Raw genomic sequence first — 18535 nt, 5'->3', positions numbered from 1 at the left:
GACACTGTGTGACGAGGTAGGAAATGATGCAGATGTTCAACTATCCGCAGGGCGAAGGGGGCCAGTCAGGCTTCCATGGTGAATGCGAGCCAGAGACGGTGCGCTGGTACGGTCGCGTTTGTTCTTCACAACTTCCCCCTTTGCTAAGCAGGTTTGCGTTAAGGTCAACGCGATTGCAAACCACGGTAAGCATGGGGGGGACGGTGTATGGCGACTAACACGTCTCTTGACGCGCCGGGCATGGCCGGCAGAACCCGACTGCGCAGTTCTCTTAAGCTCTGGCAGGTGGTGATGATGGGGCTGGCTTACCTCACCCCCATGACCGTGTTTGATACCTTCGGTATTGTGTCCGGTATCAGCAACGGCCACGTGCCCGCCTCGTATCTCCTGGCGCTGGCTGGCGTCATGTTTACCGCCATCAGCTACGGTAAACTGGTACGGCAGTTCCCGGAAGCGGGCTCCGCGTATACCTATACGCAGAAATCGATTGGACCCCACGTGGGCTTTATGGTCGGCTGGTCATCGTTGCTGGACTATCTCTTCCTGCCGATGATCAACGTGCTGCTGGCGAAGATCTACCTTTCCGCGATGTTCCCTGAGGTCCCGCCGTGGGTCTGGGTAGTGGGGTTTGTGACGATCCTGACGCTGGCGAATCTGAAGAGTGTTAACCTGGTCGCCAACTTTAATACCCTGTTTGTGCTGGTGCAGGTCGCGATTATGGTGGTGTTTGTCATCCTCGTGGTGCATGGCTTGCACAAGGGAGAAGGGGTCGGCACCGTCTGGTCGCTGCAGCCGTTTATCAGCGAGAACGCACATCTGATCCCTATTATTACCGGCGCGACCATCGTCTGCTTCTCTTTCCTCGGTTTTGATGCGGTTACCACGCTATCGGAAGAGACGCCAAACGCGGCACGGGTCATTCCCAAAGCCATTTTCCTGACCGCGCTGTACGGCGGGCTGATATTCATTATTGCCTCGTTCTTCATGCAGCTCTTTTTCCCGACCATCGCGCGTTTCAAGAACCCGGATGCCGCGCTGCCGGAAATAGCACTGTACGTGGGCGGTAAGCTCTTCCAGTCGGTGTTTTTATGTACCACCTTTGTCAATACGCTGGCTTCGGGTCTGGCCTCGCACGCCAGCGTCTCGCGGTTATTGTATGTGATGGGGCGTGACAACGTCTTTCCGGAGCGGGTGTTTGGTTATGTGCATCCGAAATGGCGTACCCCGGCCCTGAACGTCATTATGGTGGGGATAGTGGCCCTGTCGGCGCTGTACTTTGACCTGGTGACCGCAACGGCGCTGATCAACTTTGGCGCACTGGTGGCGTTTACGTTTGTTAACCTCTCGGTGTACAACCATTTCTGGCGGCGTAAGGGGCTGAACAAAACGTGGAAAGATCGTTTCCACTATCTCCTGCTGCCGCTTATTGGGGCGGTAACGGTCGGCGTGCTGTGGATAAACCTCGAAGCGACGTCCCTGACGCTTGGCCTCATCTGGGCGGCACTGGGGATCCTTTACCTGACATGGCTAACGCGCCGTTTCCGAAAACCGCCTCCGCAGTTTGAAGCCGGTAAGATAGAGCAGGCCTGGGATTCCTGAACGATAAACGGCACCAGTACGCTGGTGCCGTTTAGGTCGCTCGTGCGTCTTACCGGACATCAGCCCGCACGCTTATTATCTCAAACGTTGATGAAGACTTGCCCCCACCAGCAGTGCGGCACAAAGCATCAGGGCGATAAACCCGCCCACGCCGTTCCAGCCGTAGTGATGCCAGAACACGCCCCCCAGCGTCCCGGCGATGCTGGATCCCAGGTAATAGCTAAACAGGTACAGCGACGATGCCTGTCCTTTGGCTCTACGCGCGCGCGGGCCAATCCAGCTGCTGGCGACCGAGTGCGCGGCGAAGAACCCTGCGGAGAAGAGCAGCATCCCGGCAAAAATCAGCCACAGTGAGGAGAAGAGCGTTAACAGCAGGCCGAGCAGCATTACCGCTGTGAAGACCAGCATGACCGGCCCGCGGCCGAAGCGTGCGGTCATCGCCCCGGCTTTCGGCGAACTCCACGTGCCGGTGAGATAAGCCACAGAAAGCAAACCGACCACGGCCTGATTCAGATGCCACGGCGAAAGCATCAGGCGATAGCCAATATAGTTAAACAACGTGACGAATGACCCCATCAGCAGGAAGCCCATCAGGAACAGGCGCGGCAACCCTTTGTCACGCCAGTGCAAACGGAAGTTAATAAACAGCGTTTTCGGGCGCAGAGAAATCGGGCGGAAATGGCGTGATTCCGGCAGGATTTTCCAGAACATCAGTGCAGATGCCAGCGCGAAACACCCGATAACCGCCAGCGCAATACGCCAGCTAAAGAAGTCCGTAAAGACCCCGCTCAGCAGACGCCCACTCATGCCGCCAATTGAATTCCCGCTGATGTACAACCCCATCGAAAAGGCAACGAAGCTCGGATGGATCTCTTCGCTGAGATAGGTCATCCCGACCGCGGCCACGCCGCTGAGCGACAGCCCGATCAGCGCGCGCATCACCAGAATGCCGTGCCAGCTGGTCATCATGGTCGAGAGCAACGTACAGACCGAGGCCAGCATCAGGGCAGTGACCATCACCGGTTTACGGCCAATGGCGTCGGACAAAGGGCCGGTAAAGAGCAGGCCAATTGCCAGCATCGCGGTTGAAATCGAGAGCGAAACGCTGCTGCTGGCGGGCGATACGCCAAACTCATGGGAGAGAACGGGGAGGATCGGCTGAACGCAGTAGAGCAGGGCAAACGTGGCCAGACCGGCCGAAAAGAGCGCCAGGGTAACGCGCATAAATTGGGGAGTACCACGTTTAATGAACTGAACCGGCTGCGATGCTACGGGTAAATCATTGATATCGCTGGCCGGAGAGATATCAATGGAGGTTGTACGGCTCACACAGTTTCCTTGCTTAAACATCCCCGTGATTTCGGGTGACGGGTATGACCACACGATCAGGGTAGGAAAATGTAAATATTCTGTCTAATATATTAATAATCTCAAATGATACTTTAAAAATATGAATATCGAACTGCGTCATCTTCGCTATTTTGTCGCCGTTGCTGAGGAGCTGCATTTTGGCCGCGCGGCGGCACGGCTGAATATCTCTCAGCCCCCGTTAAGCCAGCAGATTCAAATCCTCGAACAGCAGGTGGGCGCGCGCCTTCTGGCCCGCACCAACCGCAGCGTGAGCCTGACGGCGGCGGGTAAGCAGTTTCTGACCGACAGCCGACAAATCCTGAGCATGGTTGATGACGCCGCCGCCCGTGCAGAGCGGCTTTACCTCGGAGAAGCCGGTGAGCTGCGAATCGGGTTTACGTCGTCCGCGCCCTTTATCAGCGCCGTCTCCCAGACGCTTTCCTCATTCCGTCGCCATTTCCCGGATGTGCATATTCAGACGCGCGAAATTAATACCCGCGAGCAAATTGCACCGCTGAATGAAGGCGCACTGGATTTGGGATTGATGCGGAATACGCAGCTGCCGGACACGCTGGCGTGGCAGGTAATTCTGCATGAACCCCTGATGGCTATGATCCCCCTTGACCACCCGCTGGCCTCGCGTCCGGCGGTATCGCTGGCAGAGCTGGCAAAAGAACCCTTTGTCTTTTTTGATCCTCAGGTCGGAACGGGCCTGTATGACGACATTCTGGGACTGATGCGTCGCTACGATCTTGCTCCGGTTATCACCCAGGAGGTGGGCGAGGCGATGACCATTATTGGGCTGGTCGCCGCCGGACTGGGGGTCTCTATTCTTCCGGCCTCCTTTAAACGGGTACAACTGCGCGAAATGCGCTGGGTTCCCATCGCCGAAGAGGATGCCGTTTCCGAGATGTGGCTGGTCTGGTCAAAACATCGTGAACAGAGCCACGCCGCGCAGCGCTTCAAACAGCAGTTAATCAGCGCTTCAGGTGGGCAAAACCGGTAGGGAAAAGGGATAAAAATGTGCGGTAAATCACAGAGCTAAGTAAATATTTGACGACAGCTATGGAAGTGCTTCACCATAGCCCAAAGTTTATTTCGAAGCTCGAAAATAAGGGAGTACGAGGTGGTTGCTGATAGTCAGCCAGGGCACATTGATCAGATTAAGCAGACCAACGCTGGCGCGGTATACCGCCTGATTGATCAGCTTGGTCCGGTTTCGCGTATCGATCTTTCGCGCCTGGCACAGCTGGCACCTGCCAGTATCACCAAGATTGTCCGTGAAATGCTGGAAGCGCACCTGGTCCAGGAGACGGAAATTCAGGAGCCGGGCAGCCGTGGCCGTCCGGCGGTCGGGCTGGTGGTTGAGACGGAAGCATGGCATTACCTGTCACTGCGCATCAGTCGCGGGGAGATCTTCCTCGCGCTGCGCGATCTGAGCAGCAAACTGGTGGTGGAGGATCGGCTTGAGCTGCCGCTCAACGCGGAACAATCGCTCCTCGATGCCATTGTCTCCCATATCGATAACTTCTTTATCCGCCATCAGCAGCGGCTGGAACGCTTAACGGCAATCGCCATCACCATGCCGGGCATTATTGATACCGAAAACGGCATCGTGCACCGCATGCCGTTTTACGACGATGTCAAAGAGATGCCGCTGGGAGAGGTGCTGAAAAACCATACCGGCGTGCCGGTCTATATTCAGCATGACATCAGTGCCTGGACCATGGCGGAGGCCCTGTTTGGCGCGTCGCGCGGTGCGCGTGATGTGATTCAGGTGGTGATCGACCATAACGTTGGGGCGGGTGTCATCACCGACGGGCGTCTTCTTCACGCCGGGAGCAGCAGCCTGGTGGAAATCGGGCACACTCAGGTCGACCCGTACGGGAAGCGCTGCTACTGCGGGAACCATGGCTGCCTGGAGACTATTGCCAGTGTAGAAAGCGTGCTGGAGCTGGCGCAGGTCAGGCTCAGCCAGTCCATGAGCTCCTCGCTGCACGGCCAACCCTTAACGGTCGATTCCCTCTGCGCCGCCGCGCGTCAGGGAGATTTGCTGGCGAAGGATATTATTACCGGGGTGGGGATTAACGTTGGCCGCATCCTGGCGATTATGGTGAACCTCTTTAACCCGCAAAAAATCCTGATTGGCTCCCCGCTCAGCCAGGCGGCGGAGATCCTCTTTCCGGCGATCTCGGCCTGTATCCATCAGCAGTCGCTTCCCGCCTACAGCAAGAATATTGCGGTGGAAAGCACCCAATTCTCTAACCAGGGCACCATGGCAGGTGCGGCGCTGGTCAAAGATGCCATGTATAACGGCTCGCTGCTTATCCGCCTGTTACAGGGTTAACTCTTTTCCGCAGATGTACGAAAAATTGCGCTATCTCAAGCCGGGTAGCGCACGCATCCCGTAGACTTCCTCCACTGAATTATTTACCTGGTTTATATTTTCGAAGCATACCCAAGAGGTGGAGTGAGTCATGCTTAAGCGTTTCTTTGTTACTGGTACAGATACCTCTGTCGGCAAGACCGTCGTATCCCGCGCATTGCTGCAGGCGCTTGCAGCAAGCGGTAAACGCGTGGCAGGGTACAAACCGGTCGCAAAAGGGAGTAAAGAGACGCCAGAGGGATTGCGTAATAAAGACGCCCTGGTGCTGCAAAGCGTCTCGTCGCTGGAACTGCCTTATCAGGCGGTCAATCCCATTGCCTTAAGCGAAGAGGAGAGCAGCGTGGCGCACAGCGGTCTGATTAATTATCCCCTGCTGTCCGATGGGCTGGCGAACCTGAGCGAGAAGGTTGATCACGTGGTGGTCGAAGGGACGGGCGGCTGGCGCAGCCTGATGAATGATTTGCGTCCGCTCTCTGAGTGGGTCGTCCAGGAACAGCTTCCGGTGGTGATGGTGGTGGGTATCCAGGAAGGGTGCATCAACCATGCGCTACTGACAGCGCAGGCGATTGCCAATGACGGCCTGCCGCTGGTGGGCTGGGTGGCAAACCGTATCAACCCGGGCCTGGCGCACTACGCGGAGATCATCGACGTGCTGAGCGCCAAACTGCCTGGGCCGCTGGTGGGTGAGCTGCCTTATCTGCCTCGTGCCGAGCAGCGCGAGTTAGCGCAGTACATCGATCTCTCTGCCCTCGGCGGCGTGTTGGCCGTAGATCGAGTCGTGGCGTAACGTCCGCGACAGCACGGACGCCACCACACAGGCGACCAGTAAACCGGGCAGTAAAACATACTGTCCGGTCATTTCACAGACCATCAGCGCCGACATAATGGGCGCATGCGTGGTCGCAGCAAGTAGCGTTGCCATTCCCGCCAATCCCAGCAATATTGCCGTCTCTGAACCCGGTAACCACAGCGCGAAAAGCTGCGCAAACAGCATCCCCGTCGCCATGCCGACAAACAGCGTGGGCGTAAACACGCCGCCCGGTGCACCCGAACCGCTGCTGGCCAGTACCGCCAGCAATTTACAGATAAACACTCCGGCAATCACCGACAGCAGCGGCGGGGCGAGCAGAAAAGCCTGAACCACGCTGTAGCCATTCCCCCATACCTTCGGCGTGAGGAGGGACAGCAGCCCGACGATCAACCCCCCCAGCGCCAGCTGCCACGGCGGCGAAAGTTTGAGACGCAGAAACAGTCCGTGGCTAAACGTCATCAGCCACATCAACAGGGGTCCGCAAAGACCTGCCAGCAGACCCATGGCGACCAGCAGGGCATAATCTGTCGCGGTCAGTATGCCGCTCAGATGGACTTCATAGAGCGTGCTGGCGCCGGGTGCCAGCACGCGCGTGGTCAGAAGCGCCACCACCGCCGCAATAACCACGGGGCCGAGTGAGGCCAGCATGAGCGTGCCAAACAGAATCTCTGCAATAAACAGGCTTCCGGCTAAGGGGGCATGATAAGCGCTGGACATCCCGGCCGCGGCACCACAGGCGATCCAGAGCTTCCATTCGGATTTGGGCGTAAAACGGCGAGCGAAAAAGGAGGCGGCGAGAGCGGCAAGCAGGATCATCGCCCCTTCGCGCCCGATGGCGCTTCCGCTGGCGACGACCAGCAGCGACGCCAGGGATTTTACAAGGCTGGCACCGTAATCAAACTGGCCGTCCCCGGTCTCCAGCGCCTCCATGTAATCGGTTGGTGCGTGAGGCCGCTGGGCGGTCAGACGTTGCCATCCCCAGAGCAGTACCCCGGCGGCCAGCCCACCCAGCGCAGGCGTCAGCGCGCGCCGCCAGGGGGAGAGCGATGCGGCGGCATTCACCAGGCTACCGCTGTCGTTGCTGAGAAGCAGCCACTCCAGCAGGTACATGCTGTGACGAAACACCGCAACGGCCAGCGCCGCCAGCACGCCGGTGACGGTGGCAATCAACAGTCGGCGAAACATCGCCCGGATGTCGGGGTAAGCATGAAGACGTTGCATGGGTCGCGATTACAGGGGAACGATACAATATTGTGGCGGGAAATCGCGGGGTTAGCAAAAGGTATGCGTGCGAAAGCGCCGGGCGAGGCCCGGCCAGAAGGGTTAACTGTCGCTATGAATATTCAGTGCCCGACGCGTACGCCCGGAACTCAGGTACTCGGCAATATAGTCCTGCGAAATCTCGCCGTTGTAACGCCCGTCCTCATCCACGATCGGCATCCAGCTGGTATTGCTTTCATACAGACGTGACAACACGACGCGCAGGTTGTCTTCCGCCTTGCCGGTCATGCGGAACGGATGCAGGATGTCGGCACAGGTACCGCTGGCGTTGCGCGCTTCGCGACGTTTCACAAAGCCGAGCGGTTTTCCGTGCTCGTCGACCACGGTAATTGCGCGAATGTCATTGTCGTCCATCGTGGCAAAGGCTTCAGGAAGCGGCGTTGAGCTCCGCGCCGTAATGGTCGGCTGCTGGTCGGTGACGTCTCCTGCGGAGACCAGCAGCAGCCGCTTCAGCGTCCTGTCCTGACCAACAAACGAGCCGACAAATTCATTGGCCGGTTTTGCCAGCAGTTCATCCGGGCTGGCACACTGCACGATTTTCCCCTGACGGAAGACTGCGATTCGGTCGCCGAGCTTCAGGGCTTCATCAATATCGTGGCTGACCAGCATCACCGTTTTCTTCAGCTTGCGCTGCATCTCCAGGAACTGGTTCTGGATCACCTCGCGGTTGATGGGGTCCACCGCGCCGAACGGTTCATCCATCAGCAGTACCGGAGGATCCGCCGCCAGGGCGCGGATGACGCCGATACGCTGCTGCTGGCCGCCGGACATCTCGCGCGGATAGCGGCTAAGAAACTTACGCGGATCCATTGCCACCATATCCATCAGCTCTTCGGCGCGGGTTTTGCAGCGCGCTTTATCCCAGCCCAGCATGCGCGGTACAACGGTGATGTTCTCTTCGATAGTCATGTTCGGGAACAGGCCAATCTGCTGGATCACGTAGCCAATATTGCGGCGCAGGGTCACCGTGTCCATCCCGCTGGTGTCTTCACCGTTAATGAGGATTGTTCCGCTGCTGGGTGTGATAAGGCGGTTAATCATCTTCAGGGTCGTGGTTTTCCCACAGCCGGACGGGCCGAGCAGGACACACATTTCCCCTTCGGGAACGTTCAGGTTGACGTTATCGACGGCCTTAAAGGTCTGGCCGTGCTTCTGTGAAAAGTGTTTGGTGAGGTTTTCCAGTTTTATCATTATCGAATCCCCTTTGGAGTCAGAACCACCTGCAAACGGTGCAGCAGCCAGTCGAGCACAATAGCTAAAAGACAAATCATCAGCGCGCCCGCAATCAACATGCGAATATCACTTCCGCCAATACCGTTGAGCAGCAGCAGGCCCAGGCCACCCGCGCCGATTACCGCGGCAATCGCCATCACGCCAATATTCATGACGACGGCGGTACGGATCCCACCGAAAATTACCGGCAGCGCCATCGGGATTTCCACCCAGCGCAGACGCTGCCAGAAGGTCATGCCGATGCCCCGTCCGGCTTCACGCAGCCCCGGCGGCAGGCTGTCGAGCGCCGTATGGGTGTTACGTACAATCGGCAGCAGCGAGTAGAGAAACACCGCCGTAATCGCGGGCAGGGCGCCGATACCCTGACCGATCAGCGAAAAGAGCGGGATCATCAGACCAAACAGGGCGATGGACGGAATGGTCAGCACGATGGTAGCGATGCCCAGTACCGGCGTTGCCAGCCATTTATGACGGACAATCAGAACGCCCAGCGGGACGCCGATGAGGATGGCTAAACCCACGGCCAGCGCCACCAACCACAGGTGCTGCAGCGTCAGGGTTAACAGATAGTCCCAGTTATCCAGGATGTAGTGAACGGTATCCATAGCGCCTCCTACAGCAACTGTTTGCTACGCAGGAAATCACGGGCGACCTGCTGCGGTGACTGATGGTCGATATCCACCTTCTTGTTCAGCTCGGTGATAACGTCGTTGTTGAGCTGGGCGGAGAGGGTATTGAGCGCCTCTTCCAGACCCGGATTAGCCTCCAGCGTGTCTTTACGCACTACCGGAGTGACCGCATAGCTCGGGAAGAAGCCTTTATCATCTTCCAGCACCTTCAGGTCAAAGCCCTTCACGCGCCCGTCGGTGGTGTAAATCAGACCGGCGTCGACAAAGCCGTCGCGCACCGCGTTATAGACCAGTCCCGGGTCCATCTGACGGATCTGCGGGCGGTCCAGCGTCATGTTATAGGCGGCCTGCAGCGGCTTCATGCCGTCGCTGCGCCCGGCAAATTCCAGGTCCAGGCCCAGCAGCCAGTTTTTGTCCGGGTTGGTTTGACGGATCTGCTCAATCTTCGCCACCATCTCTGACATGGTGTTGATGTGTTCCGCCTCGGCGCGCTTGCGCTGCATGGCGAAAGCATAGGTATTGTTCATGTCAGCGGGCTTAAGCCATACCAGACCGTGCTTTGCGTCGAGGCGTTTCACCGTCTCGTAAGACTCCTGCGGCGACATGCGTTTGTTGATGTGGTTAAAGATGATTAATGACGTGCCGGTGTACTCCCAAGTCATATCAATCTGTTTGTTGATCATCGCGTTACGGGAAATCACCGTGGCGATATTGGTTTGCGGCTGTACCTGGAATCCTTTCTTCTGTAAATACTGCACGGTCATGGCCGAGAGAATATGCTGCTCGGTAAAGCTTTTGGTTGCCAGGATCAGCGGGGCTGCTATTGCCTGGCTGGTGAAGAGCGCCGCGGCGCACAGCGCCGTCAGGCCGGAAAACAGTCTCATAAAAGCTCCTTGTTATTGTTATTGAGCGAGATGGGGGCTCATCACGCGACCCAGCGCCGCCAGCAGGGTGTCGAGGATCAGGGCGAACAGGGCGGTGGCCGCCGCGCCGAGGATCAGGGTCGGAAAATCGTTCAGGTAGATGCCGGGGAAAATCAGCTCACCGTAGCTGCTGGCACCAATCAGGAAGGCCAGCGGCGCGGTACCGACGTTGATGGCGGTGGCGATGCGGATCCCGGAGAGCATGACGGGCCAGGCGTTGGGCAATTCAACCTGACGCAGACGCTGCCATTTGGTCATCCCGATCCCGTTTGCGGCTTCAAGTAACGAGGCCGGAACGGAACACAGTCCCGCGTAGGTATTGCGCACAATGGGCAGCAGCGAGGCAAGAAACAGCGCGATGATGGCGGGCGTATCGCCGATGCCAATCACCACCATCGCCAGGGCCAGCACGGCCAGCGGTGGCAGCGTGTTACCCACGTTGAAAATTTGCATCACATATTCGGCGATACCCCGCGCGGCCGGGCGGCTCAGCAGGATACCGGCCGGAATACCGACCAGCAGGGCAAAAAACATCGACGAGAAAACCAGGATCATGTGCTGTTGCCCGAGATAAATCAGGTCAACCTGACGCGCCTTGATTGTCTCAAGTCCGATCCCCCAGATGAGAAGGGCAAGAACCATGATAATCGCGCCAACAAACAGCAGCGAACGTTTGAGTAATGAGTGCATTGCGGTGTGTCTCCCTGTGCGCATGCGTTATAGCAACCACCGGTTGCCTGTTGTTATGCCATGTTTCGGCAGGGGTAATTGACCTATAGCAAGCGTTTGGGAAGGGTTCCAGCGAAGGGGGAAAATCAGTAACCCTATGAAAAGCGTGACAACCTTAAGTCAGGCCTTATGGCGTAAGGGCTGAATATGGCGCAGGCAGAATAGTCCTAAAGCGCAGCCCATAAAGTGACAGGGTCACGTATCGCGATGTTCCTGTCACCCTGCCTGAGAGCTTTATCTGCTGAGTAGGGGGCGTACACGGCGAACACGCACTGAGATACTGATAATCGATACGGTCGCGACAACGGAGAGCATCAACCCGAGCGCCAGCATGGCGTTGAAGCCAACCCATCTGAAGAGCAGTAACCCGGCGATACCCCCGGTAATGAACGAGAAAAGGGTGGTTAAGTGGGTTTTCAACTGACTTTTTTGTGCCGCGGTATCTTTGGAGTAATCCCTGCGAAGCATGGCAACCGTGACGGAGGCCAGGGAAATTCCCGCGTCCGTCAGCGTGCCGGTAATGTGCGTCGATCTCACCCGTCCGCCGGAAAGCTGTGTGGAGGTTGAATTATGAATGCCCATCAGACAGCACAGGAAAATAATAATCTCGCGGTTGCTGGTGAGCGCATGGAAATACATCTCGTAGAGAGATACGCCGGTTAATAATATCCCTTCGACAAAAAGGATTTGGCAAAAAACCAGCCTGACGTTATGGATAATGCCCCATATCACGATAAGACGCGCAAGGATTGCACCCGCCACAAAGGAGAGAATAATCGAGCCAAAGAAAATGATATCGCTCAGATCGGTGGAGGAGACTTCGCTGGATAATTGTGAGGTGTTGCCGGTCATATGAGAGGGGAAAAAGCCAAAGGCCCCAAGGGCAATGGCGTTGAGCAAACCTGCTGAGGTCGCCAGCCAGAGAGCAAGCCGGCGATCCTCCTGGTGCGTTCGTTCTTTCTTGAGTTTAATCAGCAAGAATACCTCCGGGGTGAGCTTTGCCTGAATAATCAGGCTAGCAAAGCGTGTCGACGGGCTGTCCAGGATATTGCTTAATTATTATTCCCTCTGGCGACGTTGAGGGTTTAGTAATTAAATAAAATATCCTTACGAAAAGTATTCCAAACTGAAACCTCACGCTACGCCGTTATTTCCATGAGGCGCTTTCGCGGAGGCGTGAAAGCATAAACGTCAACGCAGCTGCACAAAGCAGCACTATGCCGCTCAGGGCAAACGTGCTCTGCCAGCCGAGGCGATCAAACACCATACCGCCCGCCGTTGAACCCAGTGCAATGGCGAGTTGGATCACCGCGACCATTAACCCTCCGCCCGCTTCGGCATCCTCCGGTAGCGTTCGGGCGACCCACGCCCACCAGCCCGTCGGTGCTGCCGTCGCCAGCATTCCCCACAAGCCTGACAGCAGGGCAACAATCCACACGTTATGCCCGGTCAAAATCAACGCGCCAGCGATGGCGGCCATCAGCAGTGGAATCGCTATTAACGTCAGGTAAAACGCCGCGTTCAGAACCAGAGTAACGAGAAGGGTGCCAACAAATCCGGCAATGCCGATGGCGAGCAAAATCAGCGATAGCCCGGAGGCGCTGACGTGCGTGACGGTCTCGAGAAATGGGCGCACATAGGTAAACAGCGCAAACTGTCCCATAAAGAACAGGCTGCAGGCTATCAGACCGACGGATACGACAGGCTGGCGAAATAGCCGAAAGACGCCTTCACCTGACGCACCGTTTTTACGCCCGCTCATATTTGGCAGGCTAACGTACTGCCACAGGAATGCGGCGATTGCCACGGGCACCAGACAAAGGAAGGCACCGCGCCAGCCAATGGTTGCACCCAGGTAGCTGCCTAGCGGGGCGGCCACGACCGTTGCCAGCGCGTTACCACCGTTGAAAATAGCCAGCGCGCGCGTGACCTGATGATGGGGAACCAGGCGAATAGCCGTTGCCGCCGACATGGACCAGAACCCGCCGATGGCGATGCCGATCAGCGCGCGACCGGTCATATACGTCTGATAGTTCTGGGCGAAGGCAATAATGAGCCCCGAGAGCGCCATCAGTATCGTCATGCCCAGCAGAAGGTGTTTACGATTCATATTCCCGGCAAGCCGGGAGAGGAAGAGGCTGGTCAGTACCGCCAGCGCGCCGGAGATAGCAATGCCCTGGCCTGCAAGCCCCTCCGTCACGCCTAAATCTGCGGCAAGCGGGGTGAGCAGGCTCACGGGCATAAATTCCGAGGCAATCAGGACGAATACGCAAAGGGTCATGGCAAAAATGCCTCCCCAGTACGCATGTTCCTCATGCTGTGAAGTGGTGTGGTTTAATGTGGACATCGTCTGATTTCGCGAAGAGAGCCGCCCGTCGAAACGGGCAGCAGGGAGGTTTATTTCAGGCTGTTTTTAAAGAATTGTTCAAACTGAGCGAATGGGATCTTCCCGGCAGCATTGTCGTAGAGATCGACATGGTTGGCGCCCGGGACAATCACCAGTTCTTTCTGCTTGCTGCCGACCGCGTTAAACGCATCTTCGGCGAAATAACGGGAGTGCGCCTTTTCGCCGGTCACGATAAGCGTCGGGATAGCGATCTCTCCGGCATAGCTCAGCAGCGGCATGTTCATGAACGAGAGCGGCATAGTTGCCGTCCATGCGCCGGTTGAGTTGACGGAACGCGCGTGGAAGCCACGCGGCATGCGGTAGTAGTCATAAAACTCTTTCAGCACCGGATTCGGGTTGGCGGGCAAGGCTTCTGGCAGAATACGTTCTGACGCGGTCACTTTGCCGTTCTCGTCAACATAAATGTCATGGCCGCCCTGTGCAAAGGTGCCGTTCCCGGCATCCTTCCAGCGCTGTTCATTCAGGTACTGCAGCACAGCATGGCGATCTGCCGAAGAATAACGATCTTTGCCGTCGCCTACGCCGTGACCCATCGCCCGGCTCATGTCATACATTACGCTGGTGGCGACAGCTTTGATGCGCGTATCCATGGATGCCGCATTCAGCGCCATACCGCCCCAGCCGCAGATCCCAAGGATGCCAATGCGGTTACGGTCGACCTCTTTCTGCACGCCCAGGAAATCAACCGCGGCGCTAAAGTCTTCGGTGTTGACGTCCGGTGACGCGACGTTGCGCGGCTGGCCGCCACTTTCGCCCGTCCAGGAAGGGTCGAACGCCAGGGTTACAAACCCCTTTTCCGCCAGGGTCTGCGCGTAGAGACCGCTGGACTGTTCTTTGACCGCGCCAAATGGCCCGCTGACGGCAATCGCTGCCAGCTTACGGTCGCCACGGTTTTTAGGAAGATAGAGATCGCCTACCAGGGTAATACCGTAACGGTTCTGGAAGGAGACCTTACGGTGGTCAACCCGGTCACTTTTGGCAAAGGTTTTGTCCCAGGCTGTAACCATCGAGACGGGGGCGTTAGGATTGGTGGCTTCTGCATAACTCATGGTTGTCACTCCACTTAATGATGCGCATAGCAGCATCGCAACAGACAGTTTTTGGGTGAATGTTTTCATGTATCGATACCCTGCGGTGTTGTGTTGCGGCCATTATAGTTAGCAGAATGAGTGCTGATTAGAGGCCATAATCTGCTAGAATTAATATCAAATTGTTATGAATTGCGGGGCGTAATGGCGAAGCGAGAAAACTACAATGAGCTGTATCTGTTTATGCAGGTGGTGCGGGAGGGAAGTTTCACCGCGGCTGCGCAGCGGCTTGGGCTGGCGCAATCCGGGGTGAGCCGCTCGGTGCGCGAGCTGGAGGAGCGGTTGGGCGTCCAGCTTCTCGTTCGCACCACGCGTAAGCTGTCGTTAACCCACGCCGGAGAGCAGCTCTATCAGACAGCCGAATCCGCGTTCGATGCACTTGATTCGGGTCTGGCGACCCTCGCACATTATCGTCAGACACCGTCCGGCACGGTGCGCATTAACGCCAGTCAGCACGCCATCGACAAATGCCTGCTGCCAAAGCTCGCCATTTTTAAACAGCGTTACCCGGATATCAGGCTGGAACTCATAAATGAAAGCCGCTTCGTCGACATCATCACCGAGCGGTTTGATGCGGGTGTCAGGCTGGGAGCTGAGGTCAGTCAGGGAATGATTGCGGTGCGCATCACGCCCGATATGGAAATGGCCGTAGTGGCTGCACCGGGGCACTTCAGGCGTTATGGTTTTCCCCAGACGCCAGCTGATTTAGTGGCGCATCCCTGCATTGCCTATCAGTTTGCTGATGGAAGTGATTATCAGTGGGAACTGGTCGAGGACGGGAAAAAAATCACCCATCGGCCAGAAGGGCAGTGGGCATTGTCAGACAGCTATATGGAAGCCCAAGCCGCCCGTCTTGGGCTTGGGCTGGCTTATGTTCCGCTTGAGCTGGTGGCTGATGATCTTGAAAAAGGAACGCTTATCCGCGTATTGCAGCGCTATAGCCTGCGCATGGACGGGCTGTATCTTTATTATCCGCACCGCAACGTATCGCCGGCTTTGAGGGCCGTTATTGATACGCTGAAAATGTAATTTCTGTGAACGTGTTTTTCTTCGACATGTGAACTGCAGGCCCCTGCTTGCTTAAGTCAGGAAAAAAACTTAGGCTAACGTCAAGATCTGCTTGCTCAACAAAGGCTTAAAAATGGAAAAAATAATCCCGGAATATACGGCTGTTGATTTATCCCGTTGGGCAAGAAAGGAGCATTTTGAGGTATTTCAGGGGTTTGCTCAATCGACGTTTAACCAGACGGTGTTGGTCGATATTACCGTGCTGCTAAGCCATATTAAAAACGTTGGCTGGAAGTTTTATCCGACGATTATTTTTCTCGTTGCTAAAGTCGTTAACCGTCACCCAGAATTCCGTATGGCCATGAAGGACAATGAGCTTGTCATATGGAATGAAATTCATCCAAATTATACGATTTTCCATAATGAAACAGAGACCTTTTCATCATTATGGAGTCATTACGATGGCGATATACAGCACTTTCAGAAAACCTATTCTGAAGACATGGCTCGCTATGGCGATAAACTTGCGTATTGGCCAAAAGAAGAATCCAGGGAAAATATCTTTTTTATATCCGGCATTCCGTGGGTAAGTTTTACGAGCTTCAGCGTTAGCGTGGCTAATATGAAAAACTTTTTTGCCCCTATGTTTACGCTTGGAAAATATTACGAGCAAGCGGGCAGGGTATTATTACCTCTCGCCGTTCAGGTACATCATTCTGTCTGCGATGGTTTCCATGTGGCAAGGTTTTTTAATGAGTTACAAGAGGTCTGCGATGCGTTACCACAGCAGACCGGGCAACAGGAATGATGATGTGGCCATCAGGCCGCTTTAACCGCCCTGATTTTTTTACTGTCAGCTGCACCTGACTCGGTTTTATCGTCAGCAGGGGTATCAAGAGCCGGGAGCTTACTGGTTCGCAAAATATGCTGCACGGCATCTTTCTGCTCGGCGAGATACAGGCCAAGATCTTCAGCCTGCGTTTCATCCATCTGCATTCCGCTTTGCAAAAGCCAGTCGGTAAACGCCTCTGCCATATCAAGCAGTTTGTCGTGAGCGTCAGCCTCTTTCTTACTGGCAAATGTCATTTTCTCTTCACCTTTTCTTACGACAACATATTTTGTTTCAACAGCCATCACGCACCTCTCATACTGTATTTATGTACAGTATAACAGAGGCCGGAAAAAGTTGCAGCAAAATGTGCGTTACGTGTGCGCCTGCTGGGTTTCACGGCAGGCCACACTGCGCCGCCATGCGCCTGGAGCCTGGCCATATTGCCGTTTAAAACTGCGGTTGAAGGATTGCTGAGAGTCAAAACCCAACGCGATCGCCACGTTCAGAATCGGTTCGTCGCTGTGGGTTAAGCGCTCAACGGATTTTTGCAGCTTTTGCGCGCGAATGTACCCGGCGAGAGGGTAGCCCGTATGTTCTTTAAACAGGCGCTGAAGGTGCCATTTCGAATAGCCGGAGCGCCTGGCGACGGACTCAATATCCAGACGGCTATCAAGGTTGTTGTCAATCCAGTCGAGTAAATCATGCATAAATGCGCCCGTGTTCATCGGGTTACCTCCACGCAGCCTGTTAAATGGTATCTTTATCTGTTGCATTTAAAGGTGGCGCGTTTTTGCAGCAATTGCAAGTTTTATTGTTGCATTTAAATCCTTACCTGAAACGGGTCTTTTTAACATCCGATCGAATAGCACATAAAGTGCAACAATTATTCTTGCACTTAGTTAAGCGCCTTCCTACAATCGCCGCGAATAGTGTATTCGCAACTGTTACAGTTTTGTGGCGATGAACGACACAAATGGCCTTAAGCCAGCCCGGACAAAGGAAGTGGCGCGGTGCCTCCTGCCGCGTCTTGCCCGGCGGCTACAATTACCGGAATAAAAATAATGAGCCTGCAAAAAACCTGGGGAAACGAACCTCTGCATGCGCTGGGAGCGATATTGCTCTCCCTGTTGCTTGTCGGATGTGATAACAGCGCCGCGCAAAATGCTGCACCACCTGCGCCCGCCGTCAATGCTGCTGATGTGGTTGTGAAATCCATTAGTCAGTGGGATAGCTTTAACGGCCGGATCGAAGCCGTGGAGAGCGTTCAGCTTCGCCCCCGCGTCTCTGGCTATATCGACAAAGTGAATTTCACCGACGGCCAGGAGGTGAAAAAGGGTGAGGTGCTGTTCACGATTGATGACAGAACCTATCGTGCCGCGCTGGAGCAGGCGCAGGCGACGCTGGAGAGAGCCAAAACGCAGGCCAGCCTGGCCCGAAGCGAGGCTAACCGTACCGATAAACTCATCAATACCAACCTGGTATCCCGTGAAGAGTGGGAGCAGCGCCGTGCGGCCGCCATTCAGGCGCAGGCCGATATTCGCGCCGCGCAGGCTGCGGTAGACGCCGCTCAGCTTAACCTCGATTTCACGAAAGTAACGGCACCGATTGATGGCCGTGCCAGCCGCGCGTTGATCACCAGCGGTAATCTGGTCACGGCGGGCGACAGCGCCAGCGTGCTGACAACGCTGGTCTCGCAGAAGACGGTTTACGTCTACTTTGACGTGGATGAGTCAACCTACCTCCACTATCAAAACCTCGCCCGCAGCGGGCAGGGGGCGTCCAGCAATCACACTGCACTACCGGTTGAAATTGGCCTGGCGGGTGAGGAGGGGTATCCCCATCAGGGCAAAGTGGATTTCCTGGATAATCAGCTGGCGCCGAGTACCGGCACGATCCGTATGCGCGCGCTGCTGGATAACGCGCAGCGTCAGTTCACGCCGGGCCTCTTCGCTCGCGTTCGCCTGCCGGGCAGCGCTGAATTCCAGGCCACGCTGATTGACGACAAAGCGGTGCTGACCGATCAGGATCGCAAATATGTTTATATCGTGGATAAAGAGGGCAAAGCACAGCGACGCGATATTACGCCAGGGCGCCTGGCGGACGGCTTACGCATCGTGCAGCAGGGGCTGAAACCCGGCGATAAAGTCATCGTCGATGGTTTACAAAAAGTGTTTATGCCGGGTATGCCGGTTAACGCGAAAACCGTCGCCATGACCGCCAGCACCGCCCTCAACTGATCATCTGACCTGAGAATCCTAC

The 18535-nt window shown here is 56.0% G+C and carries 19 protein-coding genes; 8 read left to right on the top strand and 11 right to left on the bottom strand.

Annotated elements, in window-relative coordinates; translation table 11 throughout:
• The first annotated feature begins 23 nt into the window (after positions 1-23).
• Both L977_RS25305 and L977_RS16970 read left to right on the top strand, forming a co-directional pair.
• On the top strand, positions 24-218 hold the full coding sequence (locus tag L977_RS25305; RefSeq protein ID WP_023330285.1) for a YmjE family protein: 195 nt from the start codon (positions 24-26) through the stop codon (positions 216-218).
• Positions 208-1599 carry an APC family permease gene (locus tag L977_RS16970; RefSeq protein WP_014883631.1) on the top strand — a complete coding sequence of 464 codons (1392 nt, stop codon included), beginning with the start codon at positions 208-210 and terminating at the stop codon, positions 1597-1599. The genes L977_RS25305 and L977_RS16970 overlap by 11 nt, the downstream gene beginning before the upstream one ends.
• 75 nt (positions 1600-1674) lie before the next feature.
• Here L977_RS16970 and L977_RS16965 read toward each other — a convergent pair whose 3' ends face one another.
• Positions 1675-2928 (bottom strand): MFS transporter, encoded by a 1254-nt coding sequence (locus tag L977_RS16965; RefSeq protein WP_014883632.1) that lies wholly within the window; start codon positions 2926-2928, stop codon positions 1675-1677.
• 121 nt (positions 2929-3049) lie between these two features.
• Between L977_RS16965 and L977_RS16960 the strand changes: the two genes are divergently transcribed.
• The 3 genes from L977_RS16960 to bioD all read left to right on the top strand — a co-directional run bounded on the left by L977_RS16960 (position 3050) and on the right by bioD (position 6122).
• Positions 3050-3955 carry a LysR family transcriptional regulator gene (locus L977_RS16960; protein ID WP_014883633.1) on the top strand — a complete coding sequence of 302 codons (906 nt, stop codon included), beginning with the start codon at positions 3050-3052 and terminating at the stop codon, positions 3953-3955.
• Positions 3956-4075: 120 nt separating this feature from the next.
• Positions 4076-5296, top strand: coding sequence for a sugar metabolism global transcriptional regulator Mlc (gene mlc, locus L977_RS16955; RefSeq protein ID WP_014883634.1), 1221 nt, complete (start codon positions 4076-4078; stop codon positions 5294-5296).
• Positions 5297-5426: 130 nt separating this feature from the next.
• Positions 5427-6122: a dethiobiotin synthase gene (bioD, locus tag L977_RS16950; protein ID WP_014883635.1), complete on the top strand. Its 696-nt coding sequence runs from the start codon at positions 5427-5429 to the stop codon at positions 6120-6122.
• Here bioD and clcB read toward each other — a convergent pair.
• From clcB to L977_RS16910, 8 genes are all read right to left on the bottom strand, one after another.
• Entirely contained in the window at positions 6057-7367 is a 1311-nt protein-coding gene (gene clcB / locus L977_RS16945; protein WP_065242418.1) for a voltage-gated ClC-type chloride channel ClcB, read from the bottom strand. The two genes, bioD and clcB, sit on opposite strands and share 66 nt — an antisense overlap.
• A gap of 102 nt (positions 7368-7469) precedes the next feature.
• Complete coding sequence (gene osmV, locus L977_RS16940; RefSeq protein WP_014883637.1) at positions 7470-8618, bottom strand: osmoprotectant ABC transporter ATP-binding protein OsmV; 1149 nt, start codon at positions 8616-8618, stop codon at positions 7470-7472.
• The gene (gene osmW, locus L977_RS16935) at positions 8618-9265 is read right to left on the bottom strand and encodes an osmoprotectant ABC transporter permease OsmW (RefSeq protein ID WP_014883638.1); all 648 of its coding nucleotides are present in this window, start codon (positions 9263-9265) and stop codon (positions 8618-8620) included. The genes osmV and osmW overlap by 1 nt, the downstream gene beginning before the upstream one ends.
• 8 nt (positions 9266-9273) lie before the next feature.
• Positions 9274-10173 (bottom strand): osmoprotectant ABC transporter substrate-binding protein OsmX, encoded by a 900-nt coding sequence (gene osmX / locus L977_RS16930; protein WP_047626301.1) that lies wholly within the window; start codon positions 10171-10173, stop codon positions 9274-9276.
• Between the two features lie 18 nt (positions 10174-10191).
• The gene (gene osmY / locus L977_RS16925) at positions 10192-10902 is read right to left on the bottom strand and encodes an osmoprotectant ABC transporter permease OsmY (RefSeq protein WP_045134995.1); all 711 of its coding nucleotides are present in this window, start codon (positions 10900-10902) and stop codon (positions 10192-10194) included.
• 273 nt (positions 10903-11175) lie between these two features.
• A complete protein-coding gene (locus L977_RS16920) occupies positions 11176-11919 on the bottom strand; it encodes a YoaK family protein (RefSeq protein WP_014883641.1) in 744 nt (247 codons plus the stop codon).
• 169 nt (positions 11920-12088) lie between these two features.
• The gene (locus tag L977_RS16915; RefSeq protein ID WP_047626300.1) at positions 12089-13288 is read right to left on the bottom strand and encodes an MFS transporter; all 1200 of its coding nucleotides are present in this window, start codon (positions 13286-13288) and stop codon (positions 12089-12091) included.
• 50 nt (positions 13289-13338) lie between these two features.
• A complete protein-coding gene (locus L977_RS16910) occupies positions 13339-14466 on the bottom strand; it encodes an alpha/beta hydrolase (RefSeq protein ID WP_045134997.1) in 1128 nt (375 codons plus the stop codon).
• 114 nt (positions 14467-14580) lie between these two features.
• Between L977_RS16910 and L977_RS16905 the strand changes: the two genes are divergently transcribed.
• Both L977_RS16905 and catA read left to right on the top strand, forming a co-directional pair.
• On the top strand, positions 14581-15465 hold the full coding sequence (locus tag L977_RS16905; RefSeq protein ID WP_032636721.1) for a LysR family transcriptional regulator: 885 nt from the start codon (positions 14581-14583) through the stop codon (positions 15463-15465).
• A gap of 112 nt (positions 15466-15577) precedes the next feature.
• Positions 15578-16252, top strand: a complete 675-nt coding sequence (gene catA, locus L977_RS16900; protein WP_047626298.1) for a type A chloramphenicol O-acetyltransferase — start codon at positions 15578-15580, stop codon at positions 16250-16252.
• A gap of 11 nt (positions 16253-16263) precedes the next feature.
• On the opposite strand, the gene L977_RS16895 is transcribed toward catA, so the two are convergent.
• Positions 16264-16578, bottom strand: a complete 315-nt coding sequence (locus L977_RS16895) for a YebG family protein (RefSeq protein WP_014883646.1) — start codon at positions 16576-16578, stop codon at positions 16264-16266.
• 69 nt (positions 16579-16647) lie between these two features.
• The gene (locus L977_RS16890; RefSeq protein WP_014883647.1) at positions 16648-17001 is read right to left on the bottom strand and encodes a helix-turn-helix domain-containing protein; all 354 of its coding nucleotides are present in this window, start codon (positions 16999-17001) and stop codon (positions 16648-16650) included.
• A 336-nt stretch (positions 17002-17337) separates the two neighbouring features.
• Here L977_RS16890 and L977_RS16885 point away from each other — a divergent pair, with 336 nt between their 5' ends.
• Positions 17338-18513: an efflux RND transporter periplasmic adaptor subunit gene (locus tag L977_RS16885; RefSeq protein WP_045269516.1), complete on the top strand. Its 1176-nt coding sequence runs from the start codon at positions 17338-17340 to the stop codon at positions 18511-18513.
• The last annotated feature ends 22 nt before the right edge of the window (positions 18514-18535 follow it).

It is taken from the genome of Enterobacter sp. ZOR0014 (assembly GCF_000798855.1).
In the GTDB taxonomy this organism is placed as follows: Bacteria; Pseudomonadota; Gammaproteobacteria; order Enterobacterales; family Enterobacteriaceae; genus Enterobacter; species Enterobacter kobei.
This window is presented reverse-complemented; position numbering and strand designations above follow the sequence as displayed.